At 69.9% G+C, this 22,631-nt stretch carries 19 protein-coding genes; 6 read left to right on the forward strand and 13 right to left on the reverse strand.

The window, feature by feature from the left end:
* From AB0C30_RS03915 to AB0C30_RS03925, 3 genes are all read right to left on the reverse strand, one after another.
* Nucleotides 1–771 (reverse strand): sulfite exporter TauE/SafE family protein, encoded by a 771-nt coding sequence (locus tag AB0C30_RS03915; protein WP_357939290.1) that lies wholly within the window; start codon nt 769–771, stop codon nt 1–3.
* A 142-nt stretch (nt 772–913) separates the two neighbouring features.
* Complete coding sequence (locus tag AB0C30_RS03920) at nt 914–2,038, reverse strand: serine hydrolase domain-containing protein (protein WP_357939292.1); 1,125 nt, start codon at nt 2,036–2,038, stop codon at nt 914–916.
* An 85-nt stretch (nt 2,039–2,123) separates the two neighbouring features.
* On the reverse strand, nt 2,124–3,038 hold the full coding sequence (locus AB0C30_RS03925) for a patatin-like phospholipase family protein (RefSeq protein ID WP_357939294.1): 915 nt from the start codon (nt 3,036–3,038) through the stop codon (nt 2,124–2,126).
* 150 nt (nt 3,039–3,188) lie between these two features.
* Here AB0C30_RS03925 and AB0C30_RS03930 point away from each other — a divergent pair, with 150 nt between their 5' ends.
* The gene (locus tag AB0C30_RS03930) at nt 3,189–3,971 is read left to right on the forward strand and encodes a DeoR/GlpR family DNA-binding transcription regulator (protein WP_357939296.1); all 783 of its coding nucleotides are present in this window, start codon (nt 3,189–3,191) and stop codon (nt 3,969–3,971) included.
* Nucleotides 3,972–4,026: 55 nt separating this feature from the next.
* Here AB0C30_RS03930 and AB0C30_RS03935 read toward each other — a convergent pair whose 3' ends face one another.
* From AB0C30_RS03935 to AB0C30_RS03945, 3 genes are all read right to left on the reverse strand, one after another.
* Nucleotides 4,027–5,211, reverse strand: a complete 1,185-nt coding sequence (locus AB0C30_RS03935; protein WP_357939298.1) for a cytochrome P450 — start codon at nt 5,209–5,211, stop codon at nt 4,027–4,029.
* A gap of 88 nt (nt 5,212–5,299) precedes the next feature.
* Nucleotides 5,300–5,863 (reverse strand): TetR family transcriptional regulator, encoded by a 564-nt coding sequence (locus AB0C30_RS03940; protein ID WP_357939300.1) that lies wholly within the window; start codon nt 5,861–5,863, stop codon nt 5,300–5,302.
* A 75-nt stretch (nt 5,864–5,938) separates the two neighbouring features.
* Complete coding sequence (locus tag AB0C30_RS03945; RefSeq protein WP_357939302.1) at nt 5,939–7,258, reverse strand: hypothetical protein; 1,320 nt, start codon at nt 7,256–7,258, stop codon at nt 5,939–5,941.
* Between the two features lie 148 nt (nt 7,259–7,406).
* Here AB0C30_RS03945 and AB0C30_RS03950 point away from each other — a divergent pair, with 148 nt between their 5' ends.
* Nucleotides 7,407–8,291 (forward strand): AraC family transcriptional regulator, encoded by an 885-nt coding sequence (locus AB0C30_RS03950; protein ID WP_357939304.1) that lies wholly within the window; start codon nt 7,407–7,409, stop codon nt 8,289–8,291.
* A gap of 4 nt (nt 8,292–8,295) precedes the next feature.
* Here AB0C30_RS03950 and AB0C30_RS03955 read toward each other — a convergent pair whose 3' ends face one another.
* The 7 genes from AB0C30_RS03955 to AB0C30_RS03985 form a co-directional block, all read right to left on the reverse strand.
* The gene (locus tag AB0C30_RS03955; RefSeq protein WP_357939306.1) at nt 8,296–9,249 is read right to left on the reverse strand and encodes a dihydrodipicolinate synthase family protein; all 954 of its coding nucleotides are present in this window, start codon (nt 9,247–9,249) and stop codon (nt 8,296–8,298) included.
* Nucleotides 9,250–9,340: 91 nt separating this feature from the next.
* Nucleotides 9,341–10,252 carry an ABC transporter ATP-binding protein gene (locus AB0C30_RS03960; RefSeq protein ID WP_357939308.1) on the reverse strand — a complete coding sequence of 304 codons (912 nt, stop codon included), beginning with the start codon at nt 10,250–10,252 and terminating at the stop codon, nt 9,341–9,343.
* Nucleotides 10,249–11,238: an ABC transporter ATP-binding protein gene (locus AB0C30_RS03965; RefSeq protein WP_357939310.1), complete on the reverse strand. Its 990-nt coding sequence runs from the start codon at nt 11,236–11,238 to the stop codon at nt 10,249–10,251. Before AB0C30_RS03965 ends, AB0C30_RS03960 begins: the two co-directional genes overlap by 4 nt.
* A gap of 29 nt (nt 11,239–11,267) precedes the next feature.
* Nucleotides 11,268–12,806, reverse strand: a complete 1,539-nt coding sequence (locus tag AB0C30_RS03970) for an ABC transporter substrate-binding protein (protein WP_357939312.1) — start codon at nt 12,804–12,806, stop codon at nt 11,268–11,270.
* 82 nt (nt 12,807–12,888) lie between these two features.
* Entirely contained in the window at nt 12,889–13,764 is an 876-nt protein-coding gene (locus AB0C30_RS03975) for an ABC transporter permease (RefSeq protein WP_357939314.1), read from the reverse strand.
* Nucleotides 13,761–14,690, reverse strand: coding sequence for an ABC transporter permease (locus AB0C30_RS03980; RefSeq protein ID WP_357939316.1), 930 nt, complete (start codon nt 14,688–14,690; stop codon nt 13,761–13,763). Before AB0C30_RS03980 ends, AB0C30_RS03975 begins: the two co-directional genes overlap by 4 nt.
* Before the next feature lie 46 nt (nt 14,691–14,736).
* Nucleotides 14,737–15,762 carry a LacI family DNA-binding transcriptional regulator gene (locus AB0C30_RS03985; protein ID WP_357939318.1) on the reverse strand — a complete coding sequence of 342 codons (1,026 nt, stop codon included), beginning with the start codon at nt 15,760–15,762 and terminating at the stop codon, nt 14,737–14,739.
* Between the two features lie 213 nt (nt 15,763–15,975).
* Between AB0C30_RS03985 and AB0C30_RS03990 the strand changes: the two genes are divergently transcribed.
* From AB0C30_RS03990 to AB0C30_RS04005, 4 genes are read left to right on the forward strand one after another with little or no spacing between them, the layout of a single operon-like run.
* Nucleotides 15,976–18,060 carry an exo-alpha-sialidase gene (locus AB0C30_RS03990; protein ID WP_357939320.1) on the forward strand — a complete coding sequence of 695 codons (2,085 nt, stop codon included), beginning with the start codon at nt 15,976–15,978 and terminating at the stop codon, nt 18,058–18,060.
* A complete protein-coding gene (locus tag AB0C30_RS03995) occupies nt 18,057–19,937 on the forward strand; it encodes a beta-L-arabinofuranosidase domain-containing protein (protein WP_357939322.1) in 1,881 nt (626 codons plus the stop codon). Before AB0C30_RS03990 ends, AB0C30_RS03995 begins: the two co-directional genes overlap by 4 nt.
* Nucleotides 19,934–21,772 carry a trehalase family glycosidase gene (locus AB0C30_RS04000; RefSeq protein ID WP_357939324.1) on the forward strand — a complete coding sequence of 613 codons (1,839 nt, stop codon included), beginning with the start codon at nt 19,934–19,936 and terminating at the stop codon, nt 21,770–21,772. The genes AB0C30_RS03995 and AB0C30_RS04000 overlap by 4 nt, the downstream gene beginning before the upstream one ends.
* Entirely contained in the window at nt 21,769–22,620 is an 852-nt protein-coding gene (locus AB0C30_RS04005; protein WP_357939326.1) for a phytanoyl-CoA dioxygenase family protein, read from the forward strand. Before AB0C30_RS04000 ends, AB0C30_RS04005 begins: the two co-directional genes overlap by 4 nt.
* The last annotated feature ends 11 nt before the right edge of the window (nt 22,621–22,631 follow it).

Below are 22,631 nucleotides of genomic sequence, written 5' to 3' on the forward strand. Positions count from 1 at the left end.
TCACGGCCACAGCAGCAGGCGGGCGACGGTGACGGTGCCGATCGCCACGATCAGGGTTCGTAGCACCGCGGGGCTGAAGCGGCGGCCCACGCGGGCGCCGATCTGGCCGCCGAGAGCGGACCCGAGCGCGATGAGTATGACGGCCGTCCAGTCGAAGTCCGCGACGAACAGGAAGAAGAGCACGGCGACGGCGTTCACGACGGCGACCAGAACGGTCTTGATGGCATTGAGGCGATGCAGGGTCTCGTCGAGGAGCATGCCCATCAGGGACACGTAGATGATGCCCTGGGCGGCGGCGAAGTAGCCGCCGTAGACGCTGGCCACCGTGAGGCCGATGTACAGCAGCGGACCGCCGTCCCGGCTGCCGGGGTTACCGCGCGATTCGCGGCGGCTTCGTACGTACCTGCTGATCAAGGGCTGGAACGCGACCAGGACGAGGGCGAGGCCGACCAGAGCCGGCACGATCGTCTCGAACGCCGTGGCGGGCAGCGTCAGCAGGAGCGTGGCGCCCGCGAGCCCGCCCAGCATGGCACCCACGCTGAGTTTCAGGATGCGACGGCTCTGACCGCTGAGTTCGGCCCGGTAGCCGATGGCTCCGCTGATGGAGCCGGCGATCATGCCGAGCGCGTTGGAGACCGTGGCGGTGACCGGCGGCAGGCCCGTAGCCAGCAGAACGGGAAAGGTGATCAGTGTCCCGGAGCCGACCACGGTGTTGATGGTGCCGGCGCAGACCCCGGCCACGAACACCGCGAGCATCTCTCCCGGCGTCACGCCGTGCGTCCCGCCGCCGCATCGCCGCCGGTGCCAGTCAAGATTTCCATGCGGATGACCTTATGCGGCGAATGCTTCGCCGCTCACCAAAGCATGCAGGCGCGCACCGCCCCTATCGGCGCTCACTGGGGCAGGTAGGCGCCTACTTCCCAGGGCAGAAGACCGCCTTGGCCACCTGGTCGATGGCGGCTGGGGAGAAGTCCCTGTTGCTCACGCTCAACGTGGCGGACACGGCGAGCTGCAGGCGGCCATCGGGTGAGGTGAAGGTCATGGCCACGAAGCCGGACCCGCTGCCCCCGATCGCCTGCAGCGCGGGCTCGCTCCCGCACAGGCGGGCACCGGGGGAAGGCTGGGGCGGCGCGTCCTCCGGCGGGTCGGTGATCACCCGTTGCAACGACGCCGGCAGCAGCTTGCCCTGGACGAACGCGCGCTGGAAGGCGCTGACGTCACGTGCGGTAGAGATCACTCCGCCGGCCGCGTACCCGTAACTCGCGTTGAGCCGGTCCATGTCGCGCAGCTTGCCATCGGGGCCGGGGTAGTAGCCATGCCCGTGCGGGCCCTTGATGGCGGCGGGCGGCTTGGTGGGCAGGTAGGTGCGGCTCATCCCGACAGGGGCGAAGACGCGCCGGGCGAGCTCGGCGGACAGGGGGTGGCCGGTCACCTTCTCGATGATCATGCCGAGGAGCATGTAGTTAGTGTTGGAGTAGGAGAACTTCTCCCCCGGCGCCCCCGTCCGGGGCAGGCCGCGGGTGGCCTTCACCAGCTCGATCGGAGGGTGGTAGGTCGTGAAGTCGAAGTCGTCGAACAGCTCGGATGCGAAGAAGTCGGGGATGCCGGAGGTGTGCCGGATCAGCTGTCGTACGGTGATCTCATCGGCCCGCTCAACCAGGTCCTGCTGAGCCACTTGCGGCAGGACATCGCTGAGTTTGTCATCCAGGCCGAGCTTGCCCTCCCTGACCAGTTGCAGCAGCACAGTGGCCGTCATCTGCTTGGTCTGGGAACCGACACGGTAGCGGGAGCCGGCGGGGATCTTGCCGCCCTTGCCATCGAGGAGGCGGGAGCCGGCCGAGCCCTGACCGACGCGCTTGCCGTCGACGTACACCTCGCCGATGGCGCCGACCACTCCGGTGGTCTTCGCGAGGGCGTTCAACGCCTCCTGTACGTTCCGGGTCCGCGGTCGGTCGGCGGCGGTGGCGGGTGCGGCGATGCTCAGTGCCAGCATCACGCAGGCCAGACCGGCAGTACGAGCTGCGGTCGTACTATTCACAACAATGGTCCTCTCCTCGCGGGAGCGCGCGGGGAGCATTCGGCAGGGCCAAGACGCTCCCAGCGTGCTGACGTTCGAGGACTTTTTAGGCCGACGGCTGTTTCCTCACCGTTTCCGCAGGCAGTGTGGTGGCGGGCCAGGCTACGCGCAGCCGTTCGGCCTCGTGTTCGGCTTGCGAGACTCCGGCGTGGAAGGCTGGTTGCCAGGACGCCACGTCTGACAGGTCTGAACCGAACGCCTCCAGCGAGGGGGCATCGGGACTGACCGCCACGGCCGTGTCCGCGCCGAGCCCGTCGAGTGGCTCGCGGGGGAACAGGTGCGCCAGCGGCTCGACGAGCAGCACAACGCGGGCGCCGGCGGCCAGGGCGACGTTCGCGCCGCCTGCCAAGGCGCCGTCCATGTACCGGTGGCCGTTGATCGTGATGGGCGGGTAGGCGCCCGGTACGGCGGAGCTGGCCGCCACCGCGGCCACCAGCGGCGCGCCGCTGTCGCGGTCCCAGACCTTCGGCTCGCCGCTCTCAGCGTCGACGGCGGTGATGAGCAGCCGCCGGTCGGGCCATTGGCGCGCGGTGATCAGGGACTCCATCAGGGCGATGCGTTCCGCCTCAAGCATGGTGGGAGCCTCGAGGGCGATGCGGCCGACCCGGCGCCGGGCCTCCTGCGGTTCCAGGGTGGGGTCGCCGAGCACGGTGAAGACCTCGGCCATCCGCGCCGGGTCCGTTCGCGGGTGCGTCTGCGGGTCTGTCGGCGAGGCGGTGGTGCGCCCGTCCCGGTCCTGCCGAGGGTCGCGGTCGGGACCTGTGCGGGTGGCGAGCCGGTCGAGGTCCTGGCCGGTCGCCAGCATGGCGCCGACGATCGCCCCGGCTGAGGTGCCGACGATCAGGTCCGCGTCCGCGAGGTCCACTCCGCGGTGCCGCAGCCCGGCGGCCAGGCCCGCCATCCAGGCCGTCCCGGGGACGCCTCCGGGGCCGAGGACCAAAGCCCGCGAAGTTCTGCTCATGACTTCCCTCCCCAATGGATCGGTACGGGAACAGCCTCGGACCTCAACCAAGGTTGAAGTCAAGTCGGCTCGTCGCTCCTCGCGGTGCCGGTGGTGTGAGAGATTAGAAGGATTCGTGGAGGTCTCACCGATGCATGGGGAGTGCCGTAGGTGAAGTCACGCGCGGCCGGTGGGGCCAGCAGGCGCCAGGCCATGGCGGAGCATGTCCTGCGGCATGGCTCGGCCTCGATGACGGAGCTCGCCGAGACGTTCGGCGTGAGCGTGATGACCGTCCACCGTGACCTGGACCAGCTGGAGAGCCAGGGCATGGTGCGCAAGTATCGCGGTGGCGCGAGTGCCCAGGCCTCCAGCATCTTCGAGAGCAACATCGCCTACCGCAAGACCGCCCAGACCGCGGAGAAGGAGGCGATCGCCCGGCATGTGGTAGGGCTGATCGAGCCGGGGAGCTCGGTCATCATCGACGACTCCACGACCGCGCTGGCCGTCGCGCGCCATCTCGACGAGGTGGCTCCCCTGACCGTCGTGACCAACTTCCTGGAGGCGATCAGGCTCCTCGCCCCCATGCCGGGCATCCGGCTCATGGCGCTCGGCGGCGAGTACTACCCGACGCACGACTCCTTCCTGGGCGTGGCCTGCGTCGACGCGGTCGAGGCGATGAACACCGACACGGTGGTCGTCTCCACCTCGGCCATCTCCGACCGGCACGCCTTCCACCAGGAGCAGGAGATCGTGCTGGTGAAGCGGGCCATGCTGGCCGCGGGCACGCGGTGCGTCCTGGCGGTCGACCACACGAAGCTCGACCGCGTGGCCTTGCACCGGGTCGCTCCTCTCGACGCCTTCGACGTCATCGTGGTCGATTCGCACGCGCCGCCCGAGGCCGTACAACGGCTCCGCGACCGGCATCACCGGGTCGACATCGCCCAGGTCGGCTAGTGCGCTGTCCACGGACGTCCACCGGATCGACCTCACCGTTCGGATACAGAGGCCCCTACCAGGTGACAGGGAGCCGGTGCACGCCGTAGATGGTCATGTCCGTACGCATGGGCACCTCCTCCCGCGGCGCCGCCAGCCGCAGAGCGGGGAAGCGCTCGAACAGCGCCCAGTACGCGATCCGCATCTCGAGCCTGGCAAGCTGTTGGCCCAGGCACTGGTGGATACCGTGTCCGAAGGCCAGGTGCCCGGTCGACGAGGGCCTGGTGACGTCAAGGGTCTCGGGAACCGGGAACCGTTCGGGGTCGCGGTTGGCGGCTGGGATCGACAACGTCACCACCTGGCCCTTCCTGATGGTCCGGCCGGCGATCTCGACGTCCTCCAGCGCGGCCCGCATCGGCCCGAGGTGGGCGACCGACAGGTACCGCAGCAACTCCTCGACCGCACCCTCCGTCCGGGCTGGGGTCGCGCGCAGCGCGGCGAGCTGGTCCGGGTTCTCCAGGAGGACGTACGCGCCCAGGCCAAGCATGGCTGCCGTGGTCTCGTGGCCGGCCACCAGGAGCAGCAGGCCGACCCCGGCGATCTCCTCCTGCGTCAGTTCGCCGTCGGTGACGAGGCTGGTGAGTAGGTCGTTCGCCGGGTGCGCCTGTTTCGTCCCCGCGAGCTCGTACAGGTAGCCGAACAGGGAGGCCGTCGCGCCGACGACCTCCTCCTTTGTCGATCCGTCGCGCAGGGCAGTGGCGGAGTCGTGCTGGAACCGTTCGCGATCGGCGTATGGCACACCCAGCAGTTCGCAGATCACCAGGGAGGGGACGGGCAGGGCGAACTCGCGTACCAGATCGGCGGGCGCGCCGACACGTTCCATAGCGTCGAGCACCTCGGTGGTGATCTGGTTGATCCGCGGCTCCAGGGCCTTCAGCCTGCGCACCGTGAACTGGGCGGTGAGCTGACGGCGGAAGCGGGTGTGGTCGGGCGGGTCCAGTTGCATGAAGAAGCCGGGAGGTTGGACGAAGCTCGCCGGATCGAACCCCTCCCAGGCGACGGGCCAGCGCAGCTTCTCCAGGCGGCTGCTGAACCGGGCATCGGCCAGCACCGCCCGGGCGGCCGCGTAGCCGGTCACCAGCCAGCCGTCGTGGCCACCGGGGTAGCGCATGGGCTGGATGGGCGCCTCCTCGCGCCAGCGGCGCAGCTTCTCCGGAGGGTCGAACGGGGATGGGCGTCTCGTGGGGAAGGTAATGGTCACGCTCTCGCTCCTCAACAACTGGAGAATCCTCTACATTTGTAGAGTATCGACGGCGTGCGTCGGTCTCTGAGGCGGTGTGGTCGTACAGTCAGCCCTCGCCGACGGTGGCGAGCAGCGCGCGGATCTTGGGCCGCAAGTCGGGCAACTCGCCTGGGTCGCTGAGCAGGTGGTCGAGGAGCAGGCCGTCGCCGTACGCGATGAGGTCACGGGCCCACAGGTCCGCGTCGGGCACGCCGGAGCCGGCCAGCAGGCGGGTGATCAGGGCCCGCACGCGGGTGCCGCCGGCCACGAGCACCGCGCGCAGTTCGGGCCGCCGCGTGGCCTCCAGGGACAGCTCGTACCTGGCGAGCTGGCGGTCGCGGCTCGTGCTGAGCCACTGCCCGATGAGCCAGGCTGCGGCCTCGACCAGGCCGTCTCGACCGGTGCCGGCTGACTCCGCCCGCTCCTGCATCGCGGCCAGGTCGGCGGCGGTGTGGTCGGCGAGCCGCTCGACCGTCGCCTGGAGCAGCGCCTGCCGAGTCCTGAAGTAGTAGGAGGTCGAGCCTTCCGGCAGGTCGGCCGCCCGGTCGACGGCGCGGTGGGTCAGACCACGCATGCCTTCCGCGGCGAGGAGCCTGATCGCCGCGTCGGCGATCTCCTGTCGTCTCGACACGGGCCGAGTCTAGTGGTGGCTTGGTCCATCCCACCGGGAGGCAGGATGGAGGCCCACTCTGCTCCCGGCCGCGGGCTAGGGGAGGGCGGTGCGGGGGACGGCGAAGATGGCTCGGCCGCAGCTCAGCGGAGTGGCTGTCTCAGTGGCGCACTGGTTCTTCGTCCATTCGGTCATCGACCAGACCAGGCCGGTGGCGTAGTCGTAGGTGAGGGACTCGGGATGCATCCCCCAGCACTCATAGGCCGAGCTGTAGGGGTTGGCGCAGGTGTGGGATCTGCCGGTGGAGGTGTTCAGGGCCCATAGCTCGCCTGCCTCGTCCGGCCAGCTGTGCGCCACATACCAGGTGCCGTTCCAGGACAGCACCCCCTGCATGTTGCCGACCTGGGTGCGGTACGCCTGGGCCGCCGGGGTGTAGCCGCTGGCGTTGGCGCTGAGCAGGAAGTTCGCGCCGCCGAGGTTGTATCGGTAGACCCTGCCGTGCAGGGCGGGGTTGCTGAAGTACTCCACGGCGGTCAGGGAGTCGGGGGTGGTGCTGCGGTCCAGGGAGATGGAGGCGAAGCACGGCACGCCCGTGTCGCTGCTCATGGTGCACGTGCCGCTGGCGTAGCTGTAGAAGCCGACCTCCGGCATGACGTACTGGTAGCCGTACGCGGCGTACCCGCTGCTCGTCTTGCCGATCGCCGAGCTCGCGTCGTTGACCTGAAGGATCTCCGACATGCTGAACACCCTGATGCCGGTGGAGTTGGCGCCCGTCGCGCTGACGTACAGCTTGTCGCCGTACCAGGCCATGCCGCCCATGTGCGTCTTGGCGGGGCCGAAGGTGTTGTTGGCGTAGCTGGTGACGTTCGGGTCGGTGGTGCCGTCCGTCGGCGCGACCAGGTAGACCCAGCGGTACTTCGGCGCCGACGGGTTGGTGTAGTCGATGAAGGCGACCCTGGCGTCGTTGTTGCGGAGGTTCGCGCCGCATTCGCTGGAGTTGCAGTAGTTCCAGCCGCTGAGGATGGCCTTGTACGCCCCCCAGGTGCCGTCGTCGTCGGCGTCGCCGGAGGTGGTGAGGCTCTGCGGGATCCACGTCTCGGTGCTCGCGTCACCGCCGTCCCAGCACCAGCTGACCGTGGCGGCCGGCTTGATCGGCAGTCCTGCGGCCTCGGTGCTGTCGCAGGTACGCATGGGGTGGTTGGCGCTGGTCATGACGTCGGCGAAGTCGACCTCGGTGAGGCCCGGCTGCGCCTTGAGCGTGCTCAGGCCGGTCGTCGGGTGCCAGATGACACCGGCTCCGGAGACGGCGACGAGCGGGGTTCCGTAGGCGGAGTCGTCGACGGGGTCGGCGTGCGCCGGAGTGGCGACGGCGAGGGGGATGATGAGTAGCAGAAGGATGGCCACGAGTCTGGACAAGGGGGTGTCCTCTCTTACCGGCACATGTCCCCCATATTTCGAGAAGGGGACAGCAGAAATCATGGAATCCGGAGCAGGCCCTCAGATAGCACTAAACACGTCTTAGTCGGATGAAATTGACATCAATGCGACGACTAGGGTGGCGGCTGTGACGGCCACCCCCCTGAAGTTGTCCCGAGGTCTGCTCTTCATCGCCGACGGCTCTCCCGCCTACGCGCGGCGCTACACGCACGACGGTGAGGAGCCCGTGCACGCGCACAGCTTCGTGGAGATCGCCGTCGTGGTCGCCGGCACGGCCGTACACCTTTCCTCCTCTGGGCGGCAGGAACTGCAGGCCGGGGACGTCGTCCTGCTGCGTCCAGGCGTGTGGCACGGGTACGAGGACTGCGCGCGGCTCGTCCTGTACAACTGCTGCATCGGCACCGACCTGCTCCGCAACGAGCTGTCGTGGACGCGCGAAGACCCCCGGCTGGGCTACCTGCTCTGGACCGGTCCGCACTCGTTACAGCGGCGCGGCCTGCTGACCACCCATTTGGCGGATCTTGATCTGCGTACGTGCCTCGGCTACCTGGAGGCGCTCGACGGGCTGCGCGACCGCAGCATCCAGCGGCACCGGGCCGACGTCATCGGCTGGCTCTCGCTGTTCCTCGGGCACCTGTCCCGCACCGTCGACACCGGCCAGGACGAGGCGGCGGCCGACGGCGCGGCGACCCATCCGACCGTCATGCGCGTGGTGGGCATGGTGGAGGGGGATCTCGCCCACGACTGGACGCTGAACGAGCTGGCCGGGGCCGTCGCGCTCAGCCCCGCCTACCTCGTGCGGCTGTTCAAGTCGGTCACCGGATTGCCGCCGATGGCCTACCTGGGCCGGCTGCGCGTCGAGACCGCGGCCGACATGCTGCTGCGTACCGAGGAGCCGGTGACGTCGATCGCCCGCGCGGTCGGCTGGCCGGACCAGAGCCACTTCGCGCGCCGCTTCAAGGCGTACTTCGGACTCAGCGCGACCACCTACCGCAACCGGTTCCGCACCTGAAGACCTAGTATTCCGGCCCGTGCCCGGGAGGTACGCGGCCGCTCCCCGCTTCTATGAGATGTTCGGCCTGGTCGGCGGCGAAAACCTGGATGGCGGCCCGTTCGGTCGCGTCGCATGGCAGCAGCGGCGGGGCCACGTGCTCGGTGCACAGCCCGCGCTGGCGCAGCAGCTCCTTCACCGACGGTACACCCGGCCGGATGGCGTGCAGAGCGGCGAGCCCGTCGGCGACCGTCTGCAGATGGTCGAGCGCGGCGTCGTTGCCCGTCTCGTACGCCGTGACGAGCCCGGCCATCGGCCCCGGCGCGAAGTTGGCCAGACCCGGTGCGATTCCGTCGGCTCCGGCACGCAGCCCGGCGGCGAGCCGGCTCTCCGCCCCTTGGGTGACGCCCACGCCGCCCACTTCGCGGGCGATGGCGACGATGCTGGCGAACAGCTCCGCGTCCCCGGAGCTGTCCTTGATCCCGATGACGTGGCCGAGCCGCAGGACCCGCGCCACCAGGGTGGGGGTGAGCGGGTTGGCGTAGCGGGGCGCGTTGTAGGCGACGACGGGCACGCCGTACTCGGCCAGGGCGGCGAAATGCGCGACGATCTCGTCGTCCCGGTGCCTGAAGTAGCCCGGCGGGCTGAGCAGGAAGGCGTCCGGCTCGGCGGTCAGCGCCGCTTCGGCTTTGGCGCGCGCGTCGAGCGTGCCCTGCGCCGATACGTTGACCAGCACGGGGCCGTCGGCGACGAGGGAGCGCCAGGCGCGGGCGGCGGCCGTGGCGTACGCGCCGATGGACGCGGCGGGCAGCAGCGAACCTTCGCCGTTGCTGCCGAGCAGCAGCAGCCCGCGCACGCCCGCGGCGGCCAGGCGGGGAAGCAGGTCGGGGGCGGCAAGGTGGTCGGGGCGGCCGGGAGCCGCCATCGGCGTGACGACGGGCGCGGTCACGCCGCGCAGCAGGGTTCGGCCGTCGTTCATGATCAGTGTCCCTTGACGGTCGGTCACGAAGCGCCTTTCTCCAAGCGGACAGGGGTCGGTCGTCGTGCGACGCCGACCCCAAGTGCTGACCTCAGGTGCTGTCCTGAACGCCTGCGGTGGACAGCTCAAGAGCGGCATCGAGCAGGCCGCGGGTGTACTCGTGCCGCGGCGACCCGAGAACGTCCGCCGTCATCCCTTCTTCCACCACCACACCACGGCGCATGACGGCGATCCGGTCCGCGATCTGGTGCACCACCCCGAGGTCGTGGGAGATGAAGAGCATCGCCAGATGGTGCCGCTCACGTAGGTCGACCAGCAGCCGCAGGATCTGCGCCTGGACCGACACATCCAGGGCGGACACCGCTTCGTCGCACACCAGCAGCCGCGGCCTGACGGCGAGCGCGCGGGCGATGCTGACCCGTTGGCACTGTCCGCCGGACAGCTCGTCCGCCCGGTGCCGGGCGACGCTCGCGTCGAGCCCGACGTCGTCGAGCAGGCGGTGCAGCGCGGCGGTACGGTCGCCGGGCGGGGCCGAGCTCGGATGGGTGCGCCAAGCCTCGTCGATGATGGCGGCGACGGTCATGCGCGGGCTGAGCGAGGACCGCGGGTCCTGGAAGACCATCTGCGCGGCACGTTGCTGCGCCGTGGTCCGGCGCCCGACCGGTCCCACGGGCACGCCGTCGAGCATGACGGAGCCGGACTCGGGCCGGACCAGGCCGACCACCGCGCGGGCCACCGTGGTCTTGCCCGACCCGGACTCTCCGACCAGTCCCACGATCTCGTCCGGAGCCACCGCGAGGCTCACGCCGTCGACCGCGACGAACTGCCCAGACCGCCGCTCAGCGCGCGAGCTGAACCACGAGCCAGGGCGGTCAGCGCGCGACCGCAGCCACGAGCCAGGGCGGTCAGTGCGCGACCCGAGCCAAGCGCCACGGCGGCCGAAAGTGACCCGCAGGTCGCGCACCTCCAGCAGGGTCCCGCCCGCGTCAACGTCTTCACTCATCGCGACAGCAGCTCCTCGGCGAAGTGGCACGCGGCCCATCGGCCGGGCGCGACGGATCTCGGCTCCGGCTCCTCGGTACGGCACCGATCACGTGCCAACGGGCACCGAGGGTGGAACGCGCACCCCGGCGGCCGGTTCGCCGGTGTGGCCGGCGTGCCCGGCAACGGGTGCGCCAGCGCGGTACGGGTCCGCACCGCAGGCACGCTCTCGACCAGCGCACGGGTGTACGGGTGGGCCGGGCGAGCCAGCACCGCCGTGGTGGGGCCGCGCTCGGCGACCCGGCCGGCGTACATGACGACGACCTGGTGCGCGACGTGCGCCACGACCCGCAGATCATGGCTGACCAGGAGCATCGCCAGTCCCTGGTCCTGCTGGATGGAGCGCAGCAGGCGCAGGATGCGCGCCTGCACGGTGACGTCGAGCGCGGTGGTGGGCTCGTCGGCGAGCAGCAGCGCCGGGCTGCCCGCCAGGGCGAGGGCGATCATGGCCCGCTGTCGCATCCCGCCGGAGAACTCGTGCGGATAGCTGCGCATCCTCGTGGCCGGTTCCGGTACGCCCGCCAGTTCGAGCAGTTCGAGGACCCGCTGGCGGACCTCGGCGCGCGGGCGGCCGGCCCGGCGGAGGATCTCGCCCACCTGGCGGCCGATCGCCTGCGTCGGATTGAGTGCGGCCAGCGGGTCCTGAAAGATCATCGCGATCTCGTGGCCGCGCAGCCGGCGCCGCCGGGCGGGGCTCGCCCGGAGGAGATCCTCGCCCCGCCAGCGCAACTCCCCGCCGGTCGCCGCGCCGTTCGGGAGCAGACCGATCATGGCGTTCGCGGTCATCGTCTTGCCGCTGCCCGACTCGCCGATGAGTCCGACCGTAGTCGCCGGCGGGATGTCGAACGTCACCCGGTCGACGACGCGGATGGCGCCTCCGGCGACGGGCAGGTCGATGACCAGCCCGTCCACCTCGAGCAACGGGTCGCCCGTCGTGGCGTCGGACACCGGCCGAGGGTGTGACGTCCGCGTTCGGCTCATGAACCGCTGACCTGCATGCCGGCGAAGTCGGGCAGTCCGTTCGGATCCGGCGTGACGCCGGTGACCCGGTGGTTCCAGACATAGGCGTATTTGACCGCCATCGGGAACATGCCGACCGCGTCCCGCCAGATGATCTTGCTGGCTTCACCGTACAGCTTGACCCGCTCGTCGGCGTCCGGGCTCGCCCCGGCGGCGGCGAGCAGCTTGTCGAGCTCGGGGTTGCAGTAGCCGTTGCGCTTGGCCGCGCAGGGGTACAACCGGCCGAGCGTGTTGGCCGAGTCGAACGTGGGGTTCGACAACTGCTGGAAGTTGATGTCCCAGTTCAGGGCGAGCAGATCCTTGGTGAACACCGCCTGCTCCTTCTCCAGCAGGTCCACCTGTACGCCGATCTTCTGCAGGTCGGAGACGATCGCCTGGTTGAACGGCCGGAACTCGGCGTTGGCGAACTGCAGCCGCAGCTTGGTGGCGAAGTCGAAGCCGGCGGCTTTCAGCGCGGCCTTCGCCGCGTCCGGGTCGTAGCGGACGGGCTCCTGGGGGACGTGGCCGAGGGTGACGGGCGAGACCGGGGCGTCGGCCAGGGTGCCGGTCTGCGGGTACAGCCGCTTGATGATGGTCGCGAAGTCGACCGCCTGCCACAGCGCCCGCCGTACCTTGGCCTCCTTCAGCGCCGGTACGGAGGAGTTGAACCACATGGTGAACACGGCGGTGCTCGGCACCGTCTCGACCTTGAGGTTGGAGTCGCGCTGCAGCTCCGCGAGCTGGTCGTCGGGGATGCCCCAGATGAGGTCCACCTCGCCGGTCCGCAGCGCGGTCATCCGGGCCGCGAGCTCGGGCATCTTGCGGATGGTCACCCGTCCGAGCCGGGGCGCGCCTGCGTAGTAGCCGGGATTCGGCACCAGCACGAGCGTCCCGGCCGCGTCGAACTTCTCCACCTTGAACGGCCCTGATCCGACCGGGTTCTTGAAGAACGCCGGATTCTCGCCGGTCAGACTGCCGGGCAGCACGTAGAAGATGGCCAGCTTGTACGGCACCGCCGCATCCGGTTTCGCTGCCTTCAGCACCACCTCGGTGGGCGAGGTGGCGGTCATCGTGTAACCGGTGAAGTTGGCCGAGCTCGTGCTCTTGAGGTCGATGAACCGCTTGAACGAGGCGACGACGTCGTCGGCGGTGACAGGCTTGCCGTCGCTGAACTTCACGCCCTGCCGCAGCGTGAACGTCCACTGGGTGGCGGAGGCGTCGGGCTTCCAGGCGGTGGCGAGGTCACCCTGCAGGCTGCCGTCCGGGCGTGGCCGCATCAGCCGGCTGAAGATCGCCTGGGCGGCGAGCTGGGTGCCGGTGGCGCTGCCGGCCAGGGGACTGGCCGGGTCGAGGTTGTCGATGGGGTAGGTGCCGGCGACGGTGATCTCACTTCCGCCGGTGCCGCCGCCGGTGCCGCCACCGGTGGCGGCGCTGCATCCGCTCAGCGCGATGGCCGCGGCGGCGATAAGGGCCAGTGCCGCGTGGCGCGGCCTGCCTGAGGCAAGAGGTCTGGTCATGGACGTCTTCCCGTCTTCAGAGGGCTTCAGGGGGTGCTTGTGAAGGGAAGGAGGGTGTGCCGGTCGGACGTGGGCCGGTGCCTTATCTGAGATGTCCGCGTCCGTATCGGGCGGTGAGCTGGTCGCCCAGGATCCCGATGTTGATGATCAACAACGACAGTGCGACGCCGGGCAGAGCCGAGATCCACCAGGCGGTTTCGAGGTACTGCTTTCCGTTCGCGATGGTCTGGCCCCACGAGACCGCCGAGTTGGGCAGGCCGATGCCGAGGAAGCTGAGCCCGGCTTCGGCCAGCACGACGAGGGCGAACTCCAGCGTCGCCAGGGCGACCACCGGGCCGGCCGTGAGCGGCAGGATGTGCCGCAGCAGGATGGACACCGGCCGTACACCGAGGACGCGGGCCGCGTCGATCCAAGGCCGCTCCCGGACCGACAGCGCGACGCCGCGGGTGACTCGCGCGAACGAGATCCAGGCCGTCGCGGAGAGCGCGGTCACGACCACCAGGACGCTGCGCTCGAAGGCGCCCGCGATCACGATGGTCAGCAGGATCGCCGGGAAGGCGAGCAGGATGTCGATGCCACGGGCGAGCACCGTGTCCGGCCAGCCGCGAAAGTAGCCGGCGACGATGCCGATGGTCACGCCGATCAGACAGGAGACGACGACGGTCGAGACACCGATGATCACTGACGTGCGGGCACCGTAGACGACCTGGGCGAGGACGTCACGGCCGAGACCGTCGGTGCCGAACCAGGCGATCCCGCCCGACGTGACATGCGATCCCGGGCTGAGCAGCCGGTCGTCGAGAGCGACGCGCACCGGGTTGTAGTCCATGACCAGCGGGCCCGCTCCGCCGACCACGGCGTAGAGGGCGAGCACGGCGTACGGGATCCGGCTGAGCCACCGACCGGCCGCCCCACGCCCGCGGCCGACGCCGGGCAGGACATCGACGAGGGCGGTCATGCCGCACCGTCCAGTTTGATGCGCGGATCGAGTTGGGAGTAGAGCAGGTCGGCGACGAGATTGAACAGCATCACGATGCCGGCGATCAGGAAGGTCGCCGCCTGTACGACGGCGTAGTCGCGGTTGGAGACCGCGTCCACCACGAGCGTGCCGAGTCCGGGCCAGGCGAAGACGTTCTCGACCACGACCGCCCCGCCCATCAGGCCGGCCATGTGCAACCCGACGATGGTCACCACGGGGATGAGGGAATTGCGCAGTGCGTGGCCGAGCAGCACCTGCCGCTCGGTGAGACCTTTGGAGCGAGCCGTCTGGATGTACGGCTCGCGCATGGTCTCCGCGACGCTCGTCCTGGTCAGGCGGGCCACGATGGCGGTGAACGGCAGCGCCAGCGTGATCGCCGGCAGGATCAGGTGCGCGGGCGTGCCCGCCCCCGCGCTGGGCAGCAGGCGGAAGGCCAGCGCGAAGATGAGGATCAGCATGATGCCCACCCAGAAGGTGGGGAACGACTGCAGGGCGATGGTGCCCGCGGTGACCACGCGATCGACGACGCCGCCCGGACGCCCACCGGCCAGCAGTCCGAGCACGAGGCCGAGGGCCACGGCGATGAGGGTGGAGGCGAGCATCAGGTCGGCGGTCGCGGGCAGGCGCTCGAACACCTGCGACATCGCCGGCCGATCGAAGCGGTAGGAGCCGCCGAAATCCAGCCGCGCCACGTCGGCGAGATAGCTGAGGTACTGCGTGAACACCGGCCGGTCGAGTCCGAGTTTCGTGGTGAGCTCGGCCACCTGCTCCCGGCTCGCGTCCGGGCCCAGCAGGATCGTCGTCGGATCGCCCGGGGCCACCCGGACGATGAGGAAGATGAGCGAGGCGGCTCCCCACATCACCAGCACGCCGACAAGCAGCCGTTTGGCGATGACCCGGATCATGTGTCGTCCCAGATGTTCCAGCCGACGGCTGCGGGCTTGGTCACTGCTATCTCCTTGGTGGTGCCACCGTCGCGCCCGGAATGAGGGGGCATTCGACGTATTCTCTGCGGGCCTCCGGCTCGGGCGCCTCCAGCAGCCGCACCAGCAGGTGGGTGGCTTGCCGGCCCATCTGCTCGCGTGGGACCACCAGGCCGGTCCAGGGCGTGTCGGTGCGGGACGCGCCGGTGGAGTCGCCCAGCACGACGATGCTCAGATCGTCCGGGACCGACATTCCGTGCCGCTGCGCGCAGGTCAGAAGCTCCTCTGCCAGGAGGATCTGCTCCGCCACCACGGCGGTGATGTCGCCGTGCCGGATCTCCGCCAGCAGACCCGGCACATCGTCGGCGGACTTCAGCGTCCATACCGGACCGGTGAGCCGCCTGGCTTCCCCGGCGGGCATCGCTCGCTGGAATCCCTTCTCCCGATCTCGGCTGGGCTGCGCCCCGCCGTCGCCGATGCGGGCGTAGGCGATCCGCCGGTGGCCCAGCTCGTACAGCTGTTCAGTGAGCTGCTGGGTCGCTCCGGCGTAGTCGGCCGCCACATAGGAGATCGGCACTCCGGATACCTCCCGGTGTCCCACGTAGACGAACGGGTAGCCGGTGTCGCGCAGCCGTTCGATCTCCTCGACGTTCGGGTCGCGCCCGAGCAGCAGCGCGCCGTCCGCGAGTGACAACCGGGTCGCCCCGTCACGGAAGACCTGCCGCTCGCCACCGCCGCTGGTGAACATCAGCAGGTCGTAGCCGAGGTCCGCGGCCGCCTGCTCCATGCCGAGCAGGAACGGGAAGTAGAAGTCCACGCTGGTCGTCGGGAAGACCGGTTCGAAGGTGTGCACTCCGATGATCTTGTTCTGGCCGCCGGCGAGGGACCGGGCCGACGGGTTGGCGACGTAGCCCCATTCGCGGATCGCCGCCAGCACTCGCTCTCGGGTCGTCGGACTGATCCGGACGTCGTTCCGCTCGTTCAGCACGAGCGAGACGGTGGCCTGACTGACGCCCGCGAGGCGCGCGATGTCGGCCTGGGTAGGTTTTCGCACCGGTCCGCGACTCATCCGAGCCCCCTGCTAATGCGCCTAACACAGTGATCGCAAAGTCTGGCTCTCGATCCTGTGAAATGTCAATGGACCTGGGCGAGAACGCGCTCTCTGCAATCGAGGGCAATTACTAATACCCATTAGCGTCTGGTGTCCGGGGGAGATCGCCGGTACCGTCCAGTCCTGTCCTCAGGAGGTTGACCCGAGGAGAGCCGCATGACCTTTCCCATCAGCCGGCGGACGTTCGCCCTCGGCCTCGCCGCAGGTGCCGCCACGACCGCCCTGCCATCCCCCGCCGCGGCTTCCCCAGCAGGAGCCGAACCGTTCTTCGCGGAGGCCACCCTGTGGGACTCCGCCGTGGATCCGCTGGCCAGCTACCACGTGCACGCCCTTGCCGTACTGCCCGACGACACGATCCTGGCCTGCACCGAAGGCCGGCACCTGGTGTGCGACGCCGGACCGCACGACCTGCTCATCCGCCGCAGCACCGACAAGGGACAGACCTGGAGCCCGTCCCAGGCGGTGGCGCTCTCCGTCGACGGCCAGTCCTGGTCCAACCCCACCTTCGTGGTGGACCGGACGACGAGCGAGGTGTTCCTGTTCTACGGGCTCTGCGTGCAGCTGCCGGAGAACACGAGCTGCTCCGCCGACTCCAGCACGATGTACGTCAACTCCAGCAAGGACGGCGGCGCCACCTGGGGCGAACCGCGCAGCCTGGCCGGTCTCTTCGACCACTTCCCCTACAACTGGGCGATGCACGGTCCGGGGCCCGGTCACGGCATCCAGCTCGACTCGGGCCGGCTGCTCCTCACCGTCTCCCACCGCACGATCATCACCGGTGTCCCCACCGCAGACCGCCACTACGGCGCCTCGACCGTCTACAGCGATGACCACGGCCGCACGTGGCAGGCGGGCGGTGAGGTGCCGATGGGCGCGGGCTATCCCACCGTGGGGGAGGCCAGGCTGGTGCAGCGCGACGACGGCACGGTGCTGATGAACAGCCGGCCCGGCTCGGGCAACGACTGGCCTCGCGACATCGCGGTCAGCGGGGACGGCGGTCTGACCTGGTCACCCCCCACCATGGACTTCAGCCCCGGACTCTTCAACGGCGTCGACACCGGCCTCACCCGCTACACCGGCGGACCACGCAGCCGAGGCGTCAACCGCGTGCTGTTCAGCCGTCCCGACGCGCCGATGCGCTGGAACATGACGGTCGCGGTGAGCTACGACGAGGGCGACTCCTTCAGGTACAGCCGCTCCGTCAACCCTGGCCGGGGGTATTACTCGGATCTGGCGCGCCTGTCCGACGGCACGATCGTTCTCCTCTACGGCTGCGACGGCGACCTCGACGGCACCCCGCGGCGCGTGGCCGCCGCCCGGTTCAACCTGGAGTGGCTGACGCAGGGCCGGGACAGCCTGGCCACCGGCCCGAGGCTGACCGAGAAGACGCACGATCTGGGTCACTCGGCGCCGCGTGCCCGCCGGTCCGGCGGAACGGTTTCAGTGGTACGCGAGGCCACCGCGCGCGGCGGTGCCCGTGCGGCCTTCGTCCCCGCCGCGACCGGGGACTTCATCGAATATCCCTTCATCGTCACCCACGGCGGTGAGCAGGAATTATGGCTGCGTTACTACCGATCCGGGGACGGCGGCCTCATGGCGGTGACCGTTGACGGGAAGACGCCGCGCAACTCCACGCTGGATCTGACGGCCTTCCGCGGTAACGGCTACGACGTCGCTCTGCTGGACCGGATGCGGTTGCGGCCGGGCCTGCACACCATCCGCTTCACGCTGGCCGGCGCCGGCCGGGGTGGTGGCACGGCCATCTCACTCGACCAGCTGAGCCTCATCCAGGCGGCCGCCGCGCCCGACGTCCGCGAGGAGGTCACCGTCGACAACGGCGGGCTCGGCTTCGACACCACCGGCACCTGGCCGAGCAGCAGAGGCGTCACCGGCTACTACGGATTCAACTACCTCACGCACGCTCGCGGCACCGGAGCCAACGTGGCGCGGTGGCGACCGGCGCTCCCGGGCGACGACCGGTACGAGGTGCTCGTCTCCTACGCGGCCGACCCCAACCGGGCGACCAACGCCACGTACGTCGTCCACCACGCCGAAGGCGTGACTCCGGTGGCCGTCAACCAGCGGGTGCGCGGTGTGCCCGACGTCCGCATGGGCGAGTGGACGTCTGTGGGCACCTTCTCCTTCAAAGCCGGCATCGACGGATATGTCGAGCTCAGTGACGCGGCCGACGGTGTGGTCATCGCCGATGCCGTCCGGTTCCGCAGACAGGTGTCATCGTGACGGCCGTACCCGGTCCGGCCGCCGCGGTGGTCTTGCGCCCGCTCTCCGCCAACCGGGTGACCGGCGGTTTCTGGGCCCGGCGGCTGGAGGCCAACCGGGCCGCGATCCGGCTCGGACACGAACGGCTGGTCCAGGCGGGCAACATCGGCAATCTCCAGATCGCCGCAGGGGAGTCCACCGGCGCGGCCAAGGGGGCCGGCTTCTGGGACTCCGACGTCTACAAGTGGCTGGAGGCGGTCGCCTGGGAGTACGCGCGCAGCCCTGACGAAGGGCTGCTGGACCGCCTGACCGAGCTCAGCCGGACGATCGCGGCGGCGCAACGCGAAGACGGATACCTCAACTCCGCCATCCAGGTCCGCGGCGAGGAACGGTACGCGCGATTGTGGATGAGCCACGAGCTCTACTGCGCGGGCCACTTGATCCAGGCGGCGGTGGCCGCGGCCCGGGCGACCGGCCAGGTCCGGCTGCTGGAGGTCGCCACCCGGTTCGCCGACCACCTCGCCGACACCTTCGGCCCCGATCGGCGCGGCGAGCTGGACGGGCACCCCGTGGTGGAGATGGCGCTCGTCGAGCTGTACCGGCAGACGGGTGTGCGACGGTACCTTGACCTGGCCCGGCACTTCGTCGAAGCCCGCGGCCATGGCCGGGCCGCGAAACCGGGCTTCGATCCCTCGCACTACGGCGACCCCGCCCACTACTCCGACCGGCTTCCCGTACGCGAAGCGGAGACGGTGGAGGGGCACGCCGTGCGCGCCGTCTACTTCGCCGCGGGCGCCACCGACGTCGCCATCGAGACCGGCGACGCCGAACTGCTGGCCGCGGTACGCCGGCAGTACGACACGATGCGCCGTCAGAAGCAACACGTCACCGGCGCGGTCGGCTCACGCTGGGATGGCGAGGCGTTCGGCGACGCGTACGAGCTACCGCCCGATCGGGCGTACGCCGAGACCTGCGCCGCGATCGGGACGATGCAGTGGGCGTGGCGGCTGCTGCTGGCCACCGGGGACTCCGCCTACGCCGACCAGATCGAGCTGCTGTTGTACAACGCCCTGCTGCCCGCGGTGTCGCTGAGCGAGGCGGACTACTTCTACGTCAACACGCTTCACCGGCGGACCGGCGCACGAGGTGACGTGCAGCGGGCACCGGCGTACGGCCGCCGTCCATGGTTCAACTGCGCCTGCTGCCCGCCCAATGTGATGCGTACGCTGGCGGGCCTGCCCGCATACCTGGCGACCGGCACGGAAGACGGGCTCCAGGTGCACCTGTATGCCCAGAGCACGCTGACCTCGGGTGGGCTCACCGTCACCATCGAAACCGAGTACCCAACGGACGGCCTGGTCACGGTGACCGTACAAGAGGCGCCGCCGCGGGAGGTGGAACTGGCGCTGCGCGTACCGGACTGGGCCGAAGGGTCCACCGTGGACGACAAGCCGGTGGCGCCCGGCGGCTACGCCCGCACGCGCCGGGTGTTCCAGCCCGGCGATCGGGTGCTGCTGCGGATGCCCATGCCCCCTCGGCTCCTGGTGGCCGACGACCGCGTGGACGCCACGCGCGGGTGCGTCGCCGTCACCCGTGGGCCGCTGGTCTACGCGATCGAACAGCCCGACCAGCCGTCCGGCGTCGTCCTGGAGGACATCCGCCTCGATCCCGCCACGCCGCCGCGGCTCGAACACCGGCCGGACCTGCTCGATGGCGTGATCGTGCTCCGCGCGAACGGCGCGCTCGCGCCGGGACCCGCTGAGTCCTCCTACCGGCCGTACGGGCAGCCGATCCCGTCGGCGCGGCCTACGGACATCACGCTGATCCCCTACTACGCCTGGGCCAACCGCGGCCCGCACGCCATGCGGGTGTGGATTCCGGTGAGAGGGAACACATGACGAACTACGCCCGTATCCAGGCCGCGCTCGCCCAGGGCTGGAACACCTGGGACACGCGCAGCGTGCTCACCCATGTTCTCCTCCCCGACGCACTGGGCCTGTCCCTCGGCCTGAAGGAGTACTACCGGGGCACCTCGCTGCGTACCGCTCAGATCGGCCGCCGCACCGAGGGCGCGGAGACCGTCACCCTGGGCCGCCACGCCTACGACGGCAGCTTCACTGAGACGATCGTGACGTGGGCGGGCATCACGATCCGGGTGCAGACGGCGCACGCGGGCGACGACCTGGTCGTGCTGGTGACGCCCACCGCCAACCAGCCCAAGAGCGCGCTGCTGACCGTCGGTGTCGGCTACCTGTGGAACCGGCCCGGCTCCGTCACCCGCGAGGGCGACCGGATCACCGCCGAGGGACCCGGTGGGAACGTCCAGGTCTTCTGTACGGCACCGCACGTCGACGACCCCTACACCGACATCGACGGGCCGTACCTGGCGATGGAGCTGACCGGTGCCGTCGGGCTCAGCACCGGCCGCGCCCGTGACCTGCCGGAGATCGCGGAGATCGTCGCCCGCGCCGCCACCGAGATCGGGACGGCCGGCACCGACCCCATGGCGCAGCACCGCGAGATCGTCAGGGACGCCATCTCCTGGAACACGATCTACGAACCCGCGCGGTCCCGCGTGCTCACGACCGTCAGCCGGCTCTGGAACGTCGGCAAGCGCGGCGGTTACGCCCTGTTCTGCTGGGACGCCTTCTTCAACGCGCTGCTGGCGGCCGTGTCGAGCAAGGAACTCGCCTACGTCAACACCGTCGAGATGCTGCGGGCCCTGACGCCGGAGGGCTTCGTACCGAACGTCGAGCAGGGCACCGGCCGCAAGACCTACGACGGATCCCAGCCACCGGTGGGCTCGCTGGTGACCCGCGAGCTCTACCGAAGGTTCGGCGACCGATGGTTCCTGGAGGAGACCTTCGCGCCGCTGCTGTCCTGGAACCGCTGGTGGTGGCGGGTGCGCAGGGACGGCGACCTGCTGTGCGCCGGCTCCACGTACTTCGACCCCGAGTGCCCCTCGCCGCAGGACATCCCCCGCATTCACCAGCACTTCGGCGCGACCTGCGAGACCGGCTGGGACAATCACCCCGTCTTCGAGGACGTGCCCTTCGACCAGACCAAGAGCCTGCTCGCCGCCCACGATGTGGGGCTGAACAGCCTGTACGCGGCCGACTGCGAGGCACTCGCCGACATCGCCGACGTCCTCGGCGACCGCGCTGCCGCGGCGGAGCTGCGCGAGCGGCACGCGGCAGTCGTGGCGGCGATGGAATCCCTGTGGGACGAGCCGAGCGGCATCTACCGCAGCAGGCGCACCGACACCAGGCTGCCGACCGAGCGGCTGTCCACGATGAGCTTCTACCCCCTGCTGGCCGGCGTCGGCACGGGCGAACGGACCCGGCGCATGGTGTCCGGGCACCTGATGGCCGACGACGGCTTCGGCGGCGAATGGATACTGCCGACCTCACCGCGCAGCGAGCCGATCGACCTCCGCGAAGGCACCTACTGGGCGGGACGGGCGTGGCCGCCGGTGAACTTCCTCGTCTATCTGGGACTGCTGCGCGCCGGGGAACGCTCCGCCGCCGAGTGGCTCGCCGAAGGCAGCTCCAGGCTGGTGCTGAAGGAATGGAACCAGCAGCGCCACGTGCACGAGAACTACTCCAGCAGCCACGGCGGCGCGTGCGACAAGCCGAACAGCGAGCCGTTCCAGACCTGGGGCGCGCTGCTGAGCCTCATCGTCCTCATGGAAGGCGGCGAGGTCGGCTTCTTCGAGAAAGGTGGTACGGCGTGACGAACACCGAGCTGAAGAGCACATACGAGCGCGACGGCTTTCTCGTCCTCCGGGACGCGTTCAGTCCAGGTGAGGTCGACAAGCTGGTAGAAGAGGCCGTCCGCATCTGCCGCGGCGAACTCGGCGACGTCCAGGGGGCGCTCCCCGCCGGGCCCGCCGACACCGACGACGACGTTCTTCGCCGCTTCCTCTGCGTCCACTACCCCCACAAGCTCTCCGAAGTGATGCTCGCCGCCATGCGTCATCCGGCGATCGTCGCACCGCTCACCACGATCATCGGCCCGAACGTGAAGTCCATGCAGTCCATGCTGTTCATCAAGTCCGAAGGGGAGCCGGGACAGGCCTGGCATCAGGACGAGATGTTCATCCCGACCCGCGACCGTTCGCTCACGGCGGTCTGGCTCGCCCTCGACGACGCCACCGTCGAGAACGGCTGCCTCTGGGTGCTGCCCGGCTCACACCGATCCGGCGTGGTGTACCCGAACCGTGAGCACGATGATCCGCGCTACGACTGCACGGTGGAGTCCTACGGCTTCCCGTTCGACGACTCCGACGCGGTGCCCGTGGAGGTCCCGGCCGGCTCCGCGGTCGTGTTCAACGGCTACCTGCTGCACAAGTCGCTGCCCAATACCGCCAGGAGCGGCTATCGGCGGGCCCTGGTCAATCACTACATGAGCGCAGAGTCGCTGCTGCCGTGGGACGTCCCCCCGGCGGGGACGCCCATGGCGCAGGTGGACCACCGCGACATCGTCCTGGTCGCCGGCGTCGACCCGTACGCGTACAAGGGCCTGCGGGAGGTGCGCCGGCCGCGGATCCGCCCGAACAGGGACGGCGGCTGTGACAGATGACGGCCGGGGAT

Source organism: Nonomuraea sp. NPDC048901, assembly GCF_040649695.1.
Taxonomy (GTDB): Bacteria; Actinomycetota; Actinomycetes; order Streptosporangiales; family Streptosporangiaceae; genus Nonomuraea.